The organism is Streptomyces aureus (assembly GCF_000725495.1).
Classification (GTDB): domain Bacteria; phylum Actinomycetota; class Actinomycetes; order Streptomycetales; family Streptomycetaceae; genus Streptomyces; species Streptomyces aureus_B.
Window position 1 is genome coordinate 142,812 of sequence record NZ_JNZD01000028.1, and the last position, 15,086, is coordinate 157,897.

Here is a 15,086-nt window from a genome sequence, read left to right on the forward strand (position 1 = left end):
GCTCCAGGCAACAGACCGCCGGCCTGCCTTGGATCCCGCCGACCGGGGACAACTCGCCTTTCAGGCGATCCTTTTCGATCCGCCGAAGCCTCCCACACCCACTGGAGGAGCCGCAAAGGAGCGCGATGGCCAGCATCAGCGGCTACCTGAACGTCATCTGCCGCCAGCCTCGGCATGATCCTGCGTACGCCAGACGTGACCGTGAGAGGCCCCGCACACGCGGCCCCTTGCGGCTGACTGGTCGCACTTGTTGCGGGGCTGCGGGTGCCGGGCCATCCGGTCACGGTGCCTCACCGGCTTCTGGTCAGGTGCTTTCCGCCGTGTGACGTGTGACGATGTCTTGGATGACGATCGGTGCGGGTGCCCGCTCGGACAGGACGTCCAGCAGGTCTGGGCGGATCACGACGGCGCAGCCGGTTGTTCGCGGCCAGGGCAGGCGGTAGGTGCTGCGCTCGTACTCGGTGCGCCAGCAGATGAGCCGCAGGGCCGGCCCGCGGTCGTCGTCCAGTGTCAGCGGGGCTCCGGGTGTCAGGCACAGTGTGGTCCGCAGCCAGAGGGTGGGTGTCAGGGCGAAACCGGGCAGGCCCAGGCCTTGGGCTGCGTCTGCGGCGGAGATCATGGTGCGGTCGAGGCCGAGGAGCGGGGTAGCCGGCGGGGCGTCGGCGGCGGGGTTGTGCCCTGACGGTCGGGGGGTCCACTCTTCGAGGTCTCCCTCTGAGAAGGCGAAGACGCTGCCTTGCGGGTTCCCGGTGTTCGTCACTTGCGGGCCCGAGAAGCTCCCGGTGGTCAGGCCGATCGTCCTGGTTTTTGGTGACAGGAACTTGCGTTCCTCTGCGGAAGCGAGGATGCGCCAGCCCGGGAGGGTCTGTCCGGTAAGGACGGGGGCCTGCGCCAGTGGCCGTGTGGAGATGGTTTCGGTGGTTGTTCCGGCCTGCGTGGTGTCCTGGCTGGACGGGTCGTACGAGCCGGGTGGCGGCTGCAGGTTGGGGCGCGGCCAGCGTGCTTCTTCGAAGGCCAGCGGGATGCGGGGGTCGTCTGTCAGCACGGTGGCCAGCTGGTCCTCCCAGAGGGCCGGGTCGCTCGCGCCGAGGCCTTGCGAGAGCCTGTACGCGCGACTGCTCGCCGCCACTGTCTGGATCGCCTCTTCGATGGCCTCTTCGAGGGCGAGGTAGGCGTTCGGCAGCTCGTCCTCGTCGGCACTGCGGTTGGCGCGGAGCTGGGCCTTGTTCCTTTGGATGGTGCGCTCGGTGTCGAACTCGTAGCGGACCTTGGCGAGGACCGCTGGGATCAGCCCGGGCTGCAGCTGCTCGGCTTCGTTCAGCCGCGCCCGGGCCACTTCTGCGACCATCCCCTTCACGAAACGGTCTTTCTGGCTGTCTTCCTGTGCGGCGGAGATCCACAGGCGGCTCGGCGGGTTCAGCGCGGCCGGCTCGGAGGGGCCCATGGGCACGCCAGCCGCATCGGTGAGCAGTCGGCGGGCGAGGGCGCGGACGGTGAGCAGCGGCCCTCGGGCCAGTGCTTCGAGCGCGTGCTGGCAGTGGTCCACGATGGGTTGGGCCGCCGGTTGCAGTTCCTGGAGGAGGCACAGCAGCCACATCAGGGACGCAGGATCGGACAGTTGCTCCAGGGCGAGAGCGACGGCGGGGGCCGTGGCTTCGGGGCGCAGTGCGATCAGGTACCGCGTCGCGACCATCGCGCGGCGTTTGCCTTCCCTGTCGGCGTGGGCGAGTGCGGCCAGGGCCGCGGTCGTGAAGGCGAGGTCGAGGTCGCCGGGTACGGGGATGCCGATGTCGTTGTCGGGCGCGCGGTAGGGGTGCTGGGGGTCGTCGCTGTCGTGGACGCGTGGTGCTCTGCTCTCGATGACCGTTGCGGCTTCGTCCCAGAGGGCAAAGGCCATGTCGAGGGAGCGGTTCGGGGGCAGGGCGAGGGCCTGGTGGGTGAAGGCGAAGATCAGTGCCTGGGTGATGCCATGGGTCCCGTACCGGCCGGAGCCCACCACTGCTTCGACTTCTTCGGTGATGACGCGGTGGGTAAGGGTGGAGTCGAGCTGTGAGGCCGTGCGAAGGGCGTCGAGGGCTGTCTCGCCTCCGAAGTTCAGCCATCCGCCTTGTCCGCGGGTACGCACCCAGGTCAGGGCGTAGGCCTCTGCAGCGACAGCGTCGTGGCCGTTCTGGTGGAGCTTGTCCGCGAGTCGGCGCAGCAGGAGAGGGCCGTCGCGGAAGTCGAAGGGGCCGGCGATGGCACGCAGAACCTGGGCGGCCTCGTCGGTCTGTCCTTGGGTGGCGAGGTCGAGCAGGCTGTTGCCGAGGAGGTCTGTCATCTGCTCGAGGGTGTGCTGTGGTGCGCCGGCCTCGTACGGGCTCCGGTGCCATGCGCGCAGTACCCGGATCAGGCCCACCGGTTCGGAGGGCGCGTGCGAGGGGGCAGCAGGAGAGGCTGGGGCCGGGGTCGGCTGCGCGGGGACGGGGGCGGTGGGGCGGTTATGGGGTTCGTCGGTGACCGGTGGTTCGGGCAGGGGGGTGAGCTGCGGGGCGCCGATGCGTTCGGCGACGGCGTTGAGTTCCGCGACCAGCTGTGCGTCGGCCGGCCTGGTCTCGTCGACGGAGGAGTCGCGGTTGGCCTGCCTCTCGTCGGCCCTGCTCAGTGCGAGGCGCAGCAGCTGTGGAACGTCGTCGGGCGTGGCGGGCCCGATTGCCTGGGCGAGCCGGTCCAGAAGCGCGGCGTCGCCCTGGAGGAGAGGAGTGTTCAAGGTGAGGCGCAGGGCGGTGGCCGCGACAGGGTCGACGGTGTCGCTCCACGCGTCCCAGAGGTCTTCTCGGGCGCCATGGAGGAGGGTGTTTGGGCCGTTGCAGTCGCTGAGCAGGCCGGTGGCGGCGAAAGTGGCGAGGGCCGCAGGATCGGCCCTGGCCAGGACGCTCCACCACTGAGGGCGGGCCGCCCTGGTCTCCTTGCCGTCGGTGTGATTGACCAGACGCTCGCACAGTGGCTGGATGCGCGCCACGCGTGCCCGGCCCCGGGCCGGGTCTGCGGCGACCAGGGCGGGCAGCGGATCCAGGACCTCGTAAACGGTGATGTCCTTGCGCCAGCCGTACGCCACCAGGAAGCGGCAGGCGGCCAGCCATAGTTCTTCGGCCTCGGCGAGGTCGTCGGCGGTGAGGGCGAGGCGGGCGTGGATGAGGTGGTAGCGGGCGAGGTCGCTGTAGAAGAGTCCGCCGGCCTGCTGTAGCGACTCGCTGCGGACTGCTTCGTCGACGTCGGCCTGCCGTGCGGGCGTGGTGAACTCGACGGCGATCGTCAGGAGCGTGTCGGCCGGCAGCGGTCCGCCCATCTCGCCGCGCAGGCTGACGCTGATTTCCCGGCTGACGTGGATGAGGGTCCTCCACGCCTGCGGCCATTCCTGGTCGGACACGAGGGCGGCCGCCCGGCGTACCGACTCTTCGATGAGTGGATGGATCGGGTAGAGGTCGCAGGCGCGCGGTTTGCCGGTGAAGGGGTTGAGGTCTGTGGCTAGGAGATCGAGGGCCTCGATGACCAGGACGGACCGGGTGGGTGCTTCGGCAGCTTCGGCGCGGGCCAGGGCGATCGCGTACCGCAGCCAGCAGGGGTACCAGCCGGGTCCCTGGACAAGAGCCGGTGCGGCATCGAGGGCGATGGGGTCGGTTCGTGCCGTGATCGCCAGCGCGTCGAGCCACCTGGCCACGGTCTCGGGGCTCCACCGGACCTGTTCGTTCTGTACGTCGTAGGTCAGGGCGAACAGGGTGTCGCGTGCCGTCGAGGCCTCTCCTGGCGCAAGTTCTGCGGCGAGATCGGCGGCGCCGACCCCAAGGGCGAGCAGCCGGTGCGCCGTTCCCATCACGTATCCCAGCTCGGCGGCCTTCTGCGCCCAGTTGCCGGCGCTGGTCGCCGTTCCGGGCACCGGGCCTTCGGCGATCTGCTCGGCGAGTGCTAGGCATACCGGGCCGCCCATCGCAAGGCGCGGCACCAGGTCGGTGACGGCCTCGATTCCGACGGTGTCGAGGAGCGTCTTCACGACGGCGTCGGCCGCTGCCTGGTCACTCCGTTCGTCAAGCCACTCGGCGATGTGGTCCAGCGACACCGGCCGGCCGGGCCCGACCTGGTGCGGCTGCTCTCCTGTCCCCTGATCGGTCGCCGACAGGCGCAACCGGCCCCGCAGGTATGCCAGTTCGACGGCCTGGTCGGACTCTGCGCCGTAGGAGGTGTTGTCCGATTCCGCCTCGTGGTCGTGTGCTGTCATGTATTCGTGCCAGGGTGCCACGGCGCCTGCCGCGTCGAGGACGGCGCACATCTGCAGACCTGCCCGGGCGGGCATGACGGTCCGCCCGTCGTACATCAGCCGGTCCGCCAGCTTCTGGGCCCCCATCAAAGCGATCGGCACATCAGCGAATTCCACCAGAACCGCGTCGAAGCGCTCGAACTCGAATGTCTGTGCGGCCCTGGCGAGTTCGACGTAACGAGCGACGAGGGGCCAGTTCGCAGTCCTGGCGGCGCAGCGCACCCCGGTCGCCAGATTGTCCGTGATCGCCGAGGCCGGGTGGGCGGTGGCGACAGCACAGGTGACGAAGTCCCGTCCGATGTAGTCGAGCACCTCCGTGTCTCGCCCCGCTTCGGCGAGGATCTGCAGGAGGCGGCGGAAAGCCCGCGAGTCGTCGAACAGTCCCTTCTCGGCTAGCCAGGTAGCGATCAGCGCCAGCGTCGATTCCAGGGCCCCGGGGTCGTTCTCGTAGCCCAGGCGGAGGTAGCGCGCGAACGACTCGTGGTAGACGCGGATTTCTCCGGGTCCGGCTGTCTCGGAGAGCACCGGGGCCAGCACCTTCAGCGCGCTGTCGATCCTGTGCACCCGGTCCGGAATGATCTCCCCAAGCTCCTCGCGAGTGACGGACATGCCGAGCAGGGCGATGATGTCCGCGACGACGTCGGCTTCGGCGCCGAGCGTTTCGTACAGGTGGGTGTAGTACCCCTCCAACGATCCCTGGTAGGCCGGGAGCGCCCTTACCACTGCCGCGGCTTTCGTGACCGTCTCTGGCCGGAGGTAGACCTCGCGGCAGAGGTACGTCGCGTACAGGGCGTTACCGCCCGAGCGTTCCTGCAGAGCGTTCAGGAAGTCAGTCACGTCGTGGTCGTCGGTCAGGAGCGATTCTGCGCGCTCCTCGTCCACCGCCGGGACAAGCCCGATCCGCTGCGCGAGGGCGCGGCACTCGTGCGCGGTAAGCGGCGGCACGGCGACGGATGCCGCACCCGCGTCCTGGAGGGGGACGAGGTGGTCTCCGGGCTGGCTGAGGACGATGAGGATGCTGCCGGCCGGAAGCGACAGCGAGCCGAGGACCGCGGCGAGGGCAAGGGACGGATTGGCTCTCCTGGTCCTTCCTCCTTGCACGCGTGTGACATGGTCCAGTCCGTCCACGACGAGCGCCACGCGCCGGTCGGGGTCCTTGCCCAAAGCGGCTTCCACCGCCGCGATCAGAGCTTGAGCATCAGCAGCGAAACGTGGGCGCTGCTCCTGGACGAGGTCGGGGTCTGACTCGGCCAGCCGGCCCAGCAGACTACCGAAGATCGTTTCAGTGACCACCCGGGTCAGCTGGTCGCCATCGGCATCGCCCAGGTAGCAGTAGTGCTCGGCGACCAGCCAGCCGTCACTGCTGAGTTGGTCGACCAGCTGCTGGCACGCCCAGGATTTGCCCTGTCCCGGAGAGCCCGTGACCAGCAGAACTCCGCCGGAAGCTGCTGCTGTCGCGGCCGCTTCCGCCAGGACGCTAACCGTGGCGGGCCTAGCCACTTCCAGGGCGCGGTTGACAGGGTTCGCGCGCACGAGGGCACCGAGATCGCTGCGCAACTGGGCCTGGCGCAGCAGCTCACGGGGTGTCACGTCCGTGCCGCGCTGCCGGGCGGAGCGGACCGTGCGGATCAGCGCCTCGGCAACGTCCACCGGCGAGCGCCCCTGGTTGGGATAGATTCCCGCGCCGAGCTCGCCGTGCACCCGTTGGAGGAGAAGCTCTTCGGCTGGCCCTGGCCGCAGGAGGTCCGTCGTCATGGCCGGAGCATTGACTTCCACCACCAGGTGCTCGCACAGCCATTCCAGGTTCTCCCTGGGCACGGCCTTGTCGCCGCTGGTCAGGAACTCGAAAATGTTGCCCGCCTTGCGCCGGCCCCGCGCGGGCAGGTCGAACCCTCGCAAGAGCGCTTCAGCGTCGAACCGCAGGAGTGTGGTGTTCATCCCTGCCAGGAACGGCAAATCTCCAGAGCTGGCTGGCACCATCACCGCGTTCAGGACATCGTCTTCCGGAGGAGCGTCGCGCATCACAACGCGCAACCGGTGGGCGGTTGCGCCCGCGCCGGGGCCGTCCCGGTCGGCGACTGCAGCCGCCGCGAGGCGGTCCAGCCTCAGTCCGCGGGCGTCGGACGTGAACGTCGTGTATGCGAGGGGGCTTTCCTCGTCCGAGTGCTTGAACTGGGTCCGCTCGCGGGATCCGTCGGTGGTGATCACCGTGAGGTCGTCGAAGCGGTCGTCCGTCACCAGTTTCTCGTCCACATGGACCCTGGCGATCCCACCGAGCAGCAGGTCGACGATGCGCCCTGCCTCCATCAGATCCTGGTACTCGTACCCGCGGTGCGCGGCAGTCAGTTCACTCATGTCGGCCGCATTCTTCCCGGTCGAACATCCGGCTGGCGCGGAAGTGACCAAACCGCGGCGAACGCTCCGGATCTGGGTCTGGTAGCGACCGGTCTATGGCAGCGCAGAGGGTGGGCCGGGCACTTTGGGGTCTGCCCAGCGGCCCGCTCACGGCAGTTCTTCCTACTTGAAGCGGGCGATCGGCTGTGTGTGGCGGGCATCGGGAGCTATAGTCCGGTCAGGGCCGGAGGTACTTCGGGTACGGCGATTCATCATCGCACCGGCTCACCAGGAGGAGACCGGGGTTCGAGTCCCCGCCCGGCTTTCGAGCCGGTTCGTTCAGTTGGCAGGACACCTCCACTCTCCCTTCTTCACTCCGACATCACGGGCGGTCCAGACCGGTCGATGTGGGACTGGTCAGGTGCGTCAGATTCAGGCCGCGGGCGCCCTTGTGCTCAAGATCCTCAAGGATGGACTTCTGGCGTGTGCCGAGGTCGCTGACAACCTTGCTTGCCTGGTCCCTGGTGCTTGCGTGCTGGTACCAGTTGCCGAGGACCTCCAATGTGAGATCGACCAGGGCCCGTCCGCCCAGCGCGTCAAGTGTCCCGGTCTCGGATTCGAACCGGCCTTCGTGCAGCGCGGTGTTGCGGGTGGCGTAGAGCCATTCCAGCGCTGCTTTGAAGCGGCCCTCGACTTCCTTGATCCACTCTGTGGTGGCCTCAGTGTCGGAGAGGCGCTGCTGCCAGGTTCGCACCACGTGGGCGGCCCATCCTCCGACGGCGCGGGTCAGGTCATCGAGCGCGCTGATGGCCTCCGCAAGGTCTGCGGGCACTACGGGGGGCGGCGCCAGGACGTCGAGCCAGCGGTTGACGTCCGCGATTCGTCCACGCCCGCTCGCCTCCGTCCAGCGGTCAAGCACCTCCAGCGGCTGGCGAAAGGCGGCCTCGGCCGCCGCGCACTCGCGCGTGCGAGCCTCGACAGCCTTCCGGCACGCTTCCTCAACCTCTTGGAGCTGGGGCGGGACCGTGCGGCCCTCGGCCGTTGCCCGGTCGTATTCACGCAGCACTTTTGCCCTGCGCTGCTCAGCGGAGGCGAGCGCACTGGTTGCGGCAGTGTGCCTTCCGAGCGCCGCCACGCGTAGCTCCTGGTAGGCGGAGGTCACCTGCTGGCGCAGGGCCTGCAGGCTCAAGGTCTTCGCGAGGGCTTGCGTTTTGGACTTCAGGCCCAGTGCCTCGAGGGTCGCCCAGCACAAGCCCGTGCTGGCCGTCAGGCCCTGGGTGGACCGGGCGATGTGAGCTGTTCGCATGCCTTCGCGCAACTGCGGTGGCCAGTGGCGGGTCAGCGGCTTCGCCGCAGCGGGGGCGGACAGGCTTCCCGCGAAGCGCCTCGTGCTCCCCGTAGTCTCCCCGCAGACCAGGGTCTCTTCGCCCAGACGCAGCTCGGCGAGACGGTGACCGGCCACGTACTGGTCCAACAGCTCTGCAGCCTTACGGCGACCAATGAGCATCGCCGCGCCGTGATCGCAGGCAGGCACCCGGAACGTCAACAACACCGCTTTGGAGCTGCCGCCCGCCCACTTCCCCCGCTGTTTCATGCGCTCCTTCACCAGCGTGGCAAGGGCGGCCAGTTCGGCCTTCCCGTAGGCCCACTTCTCGGGCAGCCCATCGACCGGGAACTGAACGCAATCGGCGCCCGCAGGCATCAGCCGGCCTGCGGTGGCCAGCCCGGCAGCGCCCTCCACCACCACTACCACTCGAAAAGGCGCCGCTGCCGGGAGCAGCACATCGACCAGGTCCTTGCCGCCAATCGGGTCTGGCCAGCGCAGGAGGGCGTGCACGTCGTCGAGTAGGAGGTCGTAGTTCCGCTCGCTCGCCAGACACAGCGCCGCTGCCTCGGCGGCAATCCACGCCAGGCACTCGTCCGACGGCGGTGACTGCCAGGCGTGCGCCGTGAGGTCGGCGATCGCGTCCTGGAAATCGCGCCGGTGGCCGTCCACCACCTTCGCCAGCGCACGACACTGCGCAGGCTGCTTCAACTTCCCGGCACCGTCATTCACGATCTTGTGGAGGAAGGACTTGGCATCGGCGAGACGCTGATCGGACGCGGCGAAGGCGCAGACCCTGTCGACCGCGTCCTTCGCGTCGATCTGGATCCGGAAAGCCCGGTCCTCGTAGGGCTGCGCCGCCTGGGCACTGGCCGCGGTACCGCGGGAATGCAGGACCGCGTGCGCCCTGGAGAGCGCGACCGCAGCTGTGCCCGGGGAGGCGGCGTGCTGAGTGAGCAAGCCACGCGGATCCAGTGCACGCAGGATCCCGCCCAGTAGAACCTGCTGGCCGTCCCCGATCCCTCGCTGCGCGAAGCGCTGGACCAGTTCAGCTTCCGCTCCCACATTCGACATGACCGCACCCTACCTTTCTGCGAGTGGCGAATTGCCCTCCCGAGCTGGGCAGTTGGTCTCGCTAAGTCCCAGCGCCCGTCTTCAAAGGGATTTGCCCAGAGTAGAAATAACGCGAGACCGCTGCCCCGTAGGAGGTGGCGGTCTCGTCATACCTGGTGCTGATCCGCAGAAGCTGTTGAGTCGGTCGAAGCAGCGCTCGACGACGTTGCGGCTGAAGCTCTGCCGGTCGAATGCTGGAAGGCCGACCATCGGTGTTCGACGCGGACACGTCCGACGAGGGCTTCTCCACATACTCGCTTCAACAACGAGATCCCAACGAGCACCTGCCATGACCGCGACGAGCACACTGAGCCCGGCGTTCGTCGCGACCTTCCCGACACCGATGGAACCGGCAACTCTGTACGTCTCCATCTCCTAGGCAACGTGCGGCCGCGTTCCGTTGGGGGAGTAGCGGTGGACCATGTCCAGGCTGTCGGTGTTGTCGAAGATCGACGGTCAGGGGGTACGGCCGCCACTCGTGCAGTGCCTCTCGTACCAGGGGGGCTGGTGATACTGGCTTGATTGCTGGTGAGGGAACTCAGCTGTTGGGCCAGTGCCACAAGAGCCTGTCCGATCTGGTCGGGTCGATCGGTGGGGATCCACTAGATGACGTGGTAGCGCCAGCTGGGTCCTGCCGACGCCGCCCACGTGGTTGTCCCTGCGAAGGCGCTTGCTCAGTGGTTCCAGAAGGTTCACGCAGCTGGTGAAGTTCGGGTTGTGCGGAGGGACGTTGCCCCAGAGACATGGCCCTCGAGGCGGCAGCGTTGAGGACTGCACCGGCCTCGTAGCGTAGTAGGGGCGGTATGAGACACCTTCTCGTCTCGTCCGCCCCTTGTATGGGTGGAAGGTCGCGATGCCCGGGGCAGATACGGGGCACCTCCGCTCCTTGTCACTCGGGCTTGGATGCCGGCGGGTGCCTGCCCCATTCGATGTCTGTGACCCGGCGTACTTCCAGTACGTGGCTTTCCAGTTCTAGGGCGGTACGGGCCTGATGCGCCGACCGTGCAGCAATGTGCAGGACGTCGATCTGGCCGGTCTCGCTCGGGTCGGTGAGCGATTTACGCTCAGGCAGGAGCGCTGCCTCCAGGGTTTCCAGGCGAGAGCGCAGGCCCGTGAGGCTCTCTGCGAGCTCGTTCAAGCGGTGCCCGCGGGCCCGCTTGAACAGCGTCCCGCTGTTCGGACGGGTGCGGGTGTCAACGTGTTCCGGGCTACAGCCTGCTACAGCAGCCCGCGCTGCCGTCCAGGCCGCGTGCCGCGTACGCCGTCACCAGCCCCAGCCCCAGACCCCGCCAGCCGCCGGTGAATCCGCCGGCCCTGACGTGATCCCCTAACCACGCCTGGGCATCCAGGCGGGCGGGCGAGGCAGCCCGGGCATGCCGCCGCGCCGCCAATCAACGCACGAGACTCCGCAGTCTCACACCCTCCGACTCAGTGCCGGACCGTGATGTCCAGCTGATGCCCAGTCCCCGGGGACCTCCAGGCTGTCCACGCTGAGTGGACAGTTGAGGATGAGATCTGTTCGCTTCGGTGGTCAGACGTTGACGCCGAAGTCCAGGGCGATCCCTCGCAGGCCTGACGCGTAGCCGTGGCCCACGGCGCGGAATTTCCACTTTCCGTGGAAGCGATACAGCTCGCCGAAGAGGACGGCTGTGGCTGTCTCTGCGGAGAGGCTGTAGCGAGCGATTTCATGGCCACCGTGAGGAGCGATGCGGATGTAGGCGCCGCGGACCTGGCTGAAATTCTGGCCTCGGTAATCGGCTTCGTAGATAGAGACGGGAAAGACGATCCTGTCGAGGTCGGCTGGGAGGGCGGCGAGGTCGACGAGGATTCTCGCTTGGTCGCCGCTCTTCACGGGTTCGCCGCTATGGAGGATAGAGCCGTCCGGGGTGCGCAGATTGTTGAAGAAGACGAAGTAATCGTCCGAGTAGACCGTGCCCCCCGCCGTTCCGATTGCGGACGCGTCCACTTCGAAGTCTGAGCCGTTGTGGTCGGGGGTCTGCCAGCCCAGGCTGACGGCGAGTGTGATTCCGGAATCCTGTGTCGTCACTTCGACGTTGCCACCCTTACGGAGCAACACGGATGCTGCGGCGGACTGAACGGCCAAGAGGCCTGCTTCTACGAGATCCGCTACAAGAGTCCTGGCAGTCGCAGGGGGAAGGGAAAGCTGCTTGGCGATGCGGCTGATGGTGTGCGGCTCCCGGCAAAGATTACAGATGCGTTGGTGTTCGGGCAGGTGCCGGAGCGGCGAGGCGTCGGCTGTCGTGCGAACGACGGTATCGGGCGGAAAAGCATGGCGCGATCGTGCGGAATCTCCGTCGGCCGTTGCGTATGGATGTACGTGATTTTCGTCCTTGGCTGTGCTGGTTCCCTCTTCGCCTTCACTGGTCAGCAAACGTGCCGGTCGTGGACGTGGGGGGAGAGAGGCTTCACGAGCGGCAGATCCTTCGCGCTGGCGGTGTGCGCGCTCGATTGTTGCAGCGCTGGCGGGCCGGAGGCGGCGCAATTCCTCTGCCAGAGGCGGTAGTTCGTCCAGGGAGCGGTCCCGGCAGGCTGCGTCCAGGATCCAGCGAGCATCGTGCTCGTCCACTTGTGTGAGGACCTTCAGGACCTCCAACGGGGGGCAGTCTCTTCCGGCAGCACCGAGAACCCGGTACGCCTCGGAACCTTGCCCCGCATCGCGCAGACACGTCACAGCCTCGACGATGGACGATGCCGGCCACGATCGCGCCATCTGATTCAGGATCTGGTAGAGCTCGGCATCGCGTTCGAAGCGGCGCAGTCCGCTAACAAGCGCGGGCACGTCGCCAGGTGGAGTGTTGGCTGCCACATCAAAGATCAGTTGGGTGGCCTGGCTGGCCAGGCCACCCTCGTGTAGTCGAGCGGCCGCCCGCAGGGCATCCGCGATGGAGAGCGTCTGGCCTGCCCTGCGGATAAGGCTCTGAGCCTGGGCCTGTTCCCCCGGGCCGTTCACCAGCAACTGGATGTTGGCGAAGACCCCTTCCGGGGTCAGGATGGCATCTTCTGCGGGGGACATGGGGGCATTGTCCGAGACGTTGTCCGGCGTATCTTCCGAGGCAGGGGGGTTGTCCGGGGGGTTGTCCAGGTGAAGTTCGCTGGCGAGCTGGTCGAGGCGGTCGGCTCGGTCGTCCAGATGCCGGGCAGCCCTGGAGAGAGCCAGATCGATGTCGTCGACTTCGACGTCGAGCGGCGCCTGCACTGCCGGCATCGTCGGTTCTGCTTCTGTGGTAGCGGTGGCGTCGGGTAGTTCACCGCGCAGTCGTTCGAGTTCCTCGGTGAGGAGCCGGACTTGTTCAGCAGCTTCTTCGGCGAGCTGGTCTGCCTTCTGACGCTCAGCTTTGGCTCGTGCCAGTTCCGTTTCGGCCGTGTCGCGTTGCTGCTCGCTTCTGGCCAAGCGCTCGTAGACCTGTTTCACGGGCTCTGCTGCGAGGTCAGAAACGCGGAGGCGGTCGCGTTCCCGATTCAGTGTGGTGATGTCGCGCTGGAGCTTGTCCACCATGGCCAGCAGGATGAGCACCATCTGATTGGCGTCGTTGCGTTCATGCTCCAGCTGCTGCTGGCGTTCCAGGGCTCGTAAGAGCCGGTCGGAGATTTCCAGTGATCGCTGTTGCACGATCACCAGCTGGCTCGCGGGGCCTGTGGACGTTGTCGGTGCAGCGCCTGCGGTACGCGCACGCTGCCGGGTGACGTCAACCGCATCGAGGAGCTGTCGCTGCGTGACGTCGCTGGATGAACAGATGTCCGCGACAGCCTCGATGAAGTCCTGCCGAAGCGCCACGCCGGCCAGCCGGTCGGACAGTGTGCTGCGACCAGGAACCCGCCCGTCCGTGAAGTGGTCTGGCGTCAGCCGGCTGTGAATGTCGTCCATGCGCAGGCTGGCGTTGTCCAGCCACTGCCTCAGCAACGTGGCGACAGCATTGTCCTCAGCGGACTGTCCCTTTAACGGTCCCCACGGACGCGTCCGTCTTCCCACGCCACCCCCCGGTATCGCGAACTACTTCGACCTTATCCGGGCTTGTCCGGCGTGAGGACCGAACATGTAGACCGGCCCTGCCGGACCTAGTGAGAGTGGGCGCTATTCAGTCCGCCCACGGCGGCCAACCGAGCAAGCAGGAGACCAACCGTGACTACCTATCTGCAGCATGCCTTCGACCTGGTGATCGAGGGAATCCTGACGCAGTTGCCCGCCCAGCTCATCACTGCTGCGGTCGTCGCTGCGGGCGCCGCATGGATGCGAACGCGGAAGAAGAACCGAGTACAGGCTCAGGACGCACTGAAGGATCCGGCGTAGGCAACCCCGGCCCGCCTCAACGCTGGGGATGCTGAACACCAGGCGCCGCCGCGAACTGGCACCCAGCTCCTGGTCGACCTTGAAGGTAGCCATCTCGCGCCGGCCGGCCGAGTGGGGTAGCTGGCCCAGGGTCTTCACCACCGGCGTCTTGGCCGTGGCGGTACCAAAGCCCCCGATGTCCACGAGCAGTCGCAGTAGGCGAAGCGCGCGGGGCGCGGCGTGAGGTAGGTCTGCCCCTGCATGGGCGGATCCCCGTCATCGACGTGGGTCCGGTGCATGGGGAAGGTGCGCCGAGAGCCCCCAAGAGTGTGCATGGCGACTCTCTGCTTCTGTTCGACCGCTCATTGTCACAGGATGGTCATGGCCGACACGCCCACGCTACGGGTGTGCCAGCGTGACGGGTGATCACATTTCTGGACTTGGGGGAGATCCTGTGCGCCACCGTTCGTTCCTGGCCGCCCTTGTGCTGGCCGCTCTCGCGCTTGTTGCGGGCTGTTCCGATGATGACGCGGGAAGCTCCTCCGGTGCCTCGACCGGTGTTGATCAGTGCGTCGACGCGATCCTTGCGAACCCGGACGGCAGTACGCCAGACGAATGTGCAGGCCTGTCACCCGAGGAGCAGGACGAGGCGAAGGACGCAGTGGAGATCAACTTGGAGCTCCGGCAGAAGGGGCGGGACAACGCCCGCGACCTGGTCGGCTGATCCGGTTCGGGCGTGTCCGCGGCCGCCTGGCGGTGAGGGGTGATGCTGCCCGCACCTGAGAGGCGGGCCTCATCCGCTGCTCCTGGTAGTCCGAGACGCCACCAGCCCAGAGTCGATGACGCTGACGGGGGCTTGTGCGTTCCGGTGCGCCGCGCCCTGGCGACCGGCACCGTCCTGGCGGAGGCGCGGGTCACCATCCCGCGCGGCTCGTAGAGGGCGCTGTGACGCACGAGGCTGCGGGCTCTGACGGCGTGCCCGGAGTTGCATGAGAGCGAGGGGAACAGCCGGCCCTCTGCTTCGGCCAACTGTTCTGCGGCGGCGCGTATAGAGGAGAGGTAGGCGAGGCCATAGCGGTGTGCTGTCCAGGACACGTAGTGACGTGTCGTCGGTTGTGCGCCTGCCGAGCCGGGCCCAGAGCTGGTGTGCCAGCGGGCCCTCGTCGGGGTGGTCGAGGCGCACGGTCGGGAGCGCGGCGACGAGGGTGGGGATGAGGGTGGTGGCGGTCTTGGCCGGGCTCAAGCCGGGTCGGGGGCTGTACACCAACGTGGAGTTCTGCGCCGGAGTGGTCATGGACCTCTGCGGGCTGCCCCGCGAGATGTTCACCGCGACGTTTGCCGCTGTCCGTGTGGTCGGCTGGAGCGCCAACATCATGGAGCAGGCGAGGGACGCGAAGATTATCCGCGTGCTGGCCGGCTACGGGGGGCCTCAAACGAGAGGTCCAGCACCGGTCGGGGCTGGACCTCGGGAGGTTTCTATCGAGCGCTTCGGCCTGGGTTGAGCGCCGGCGCCGCGTCGTGCAGGAACATGAGCAACCCTGGCCTCGGCAGAGTCAGAGAGTGCGCCTGTGCCCGAGGGAGCTTTGCTGGTGTCAGGTGCGGTTTCCGCGCGGGGGTCGGGCAAGTGCTCGGCGGCCTAGGCGGTTTCGTTTGGATCATCGTGCGGACCAGAGGAAGATGCCGGCGACGTGGAGTCCGGCCAGGTAGATGGTCGCTGTCTTCTCGTAGCGGGT

6 protein-coding genes and 3 pseudogenes are annotated in these 15,086 nt (G+C 67.5%); 3 read left to right on the forward strand and 6 right to left on the reverse strand.

The window, feature by feature from the left end; translation table 11 throughout:
• Nucleotides 1–304 precede the first annotated feature (304 nt).
• The 5 genes and pseudogenes from IO36_RS29560 to IO36_RS49225 form a co-directional block, all read right to left on the reverse strand.
• On the reverse strand, nt 305–6,649 hold the full coding sequence (locus IO36_RS29560; protein WP_037624146.1) for a P-loop domain-containing protein: 6,345 nt from the start codon (nt 6,647–6,649) through the stop codon (nt 305–307).
• Between the two features lie 361 nt (nt 6,650–7,010).
• Nucleotides 7,011–9,026, reverse strand: coding sequence for a hypothetical protein (locus IO36_RS29565; protein ID WP_037624147.1), 2,016 nt, complete (start codon nt 9,024–9,026; stop codon nt 7,011–7,013).
• 928 nt (nt 9,027–9,954) lie between these two features.
• Nucleotides 9,955–10,203 (reverse strand): hypothetical protein, encoded by a 249-nt coding sequence (locus IO36_RS47090; RefSeq protein ID WP_158997584.1) that lies wholly within the window; start codon nt 10,201–10,203, stop codon nt 9,955–9,957.
• A 393-nt stretch (nt 10,204–10,596) separates the two neighbouring features.
• Nucleotides 10,597–11,169: a TerD family protein gene (locus IO36_RS48480; protein ID WP_078943513.1), complete on the reverse strand. Its 573-nt coding sequence runs from the start codon at nt 11,167–11,169 to the stop codon at nt 10,597–10,599.
• A pseudogene (locus tag IO36_RS49225) lies at nt 11,158–12,951 on the reverse strand (DUF742 domain-containing protein); the annotation flags it as partial. The pseudogene IO36_RS49225 and the gene IO36_RS48480, both read right to left, overlap by 12 nt.
• A gap of 255 nt (nt 12,952–13,206) precedes the next feature.
• Here IO36_RS49225 and IO36_RS47100 point away from each other — a divergent pair.
• Nucleotides 13,207–13,374, forward strand: coding sequence for a hypothetical protein (locus IO36_RS47100; protein ID WP_158997589.1), 168 nt, complete (start codon nt 13,207–13,209; stop codon nt 13,372–13,374).
• Nucleotides 13,375–13,807: 433 nt separating this feature from the next.
• A complete protein-coding gene (locus IO36_RS29580; protein WP_037624149.1) occupies nt 13,808–14,077 on the forward strand; it encodes a hypothetical protein in 270 nt (89 codons plus the stop codon).
• Between the two features lie 357 nt (nt 14,078–14,434).
• On the opposite strand, the pseudogene IO36_RS48490 reads toward IO36_RS29580, so the two are convergent.
• A pseudogene (locus IO36_RS48490) lies at nt 14,435–14,581 on the reverse strand (citrate synthase); the annotation flags it as partial.
• On the opposite strand from IO36_RS48490, the pseudogene IO36_RS29585 reads away from it, so the two are divergent.
• Nucleotides 14,550–14,855: pseudogene (locus tag IO36_RS29585) on the forward strand (citrate/2-methylcitrate synthase); the annotation flags it as partial. The pseudogenes IO36_RS48490 and IO36_RS29585 sit on opposite strands and share 32 nt — an antisense overlap.
• Nucleotides 14,856–15,086 lie beyond the last annotated feature (231 nt).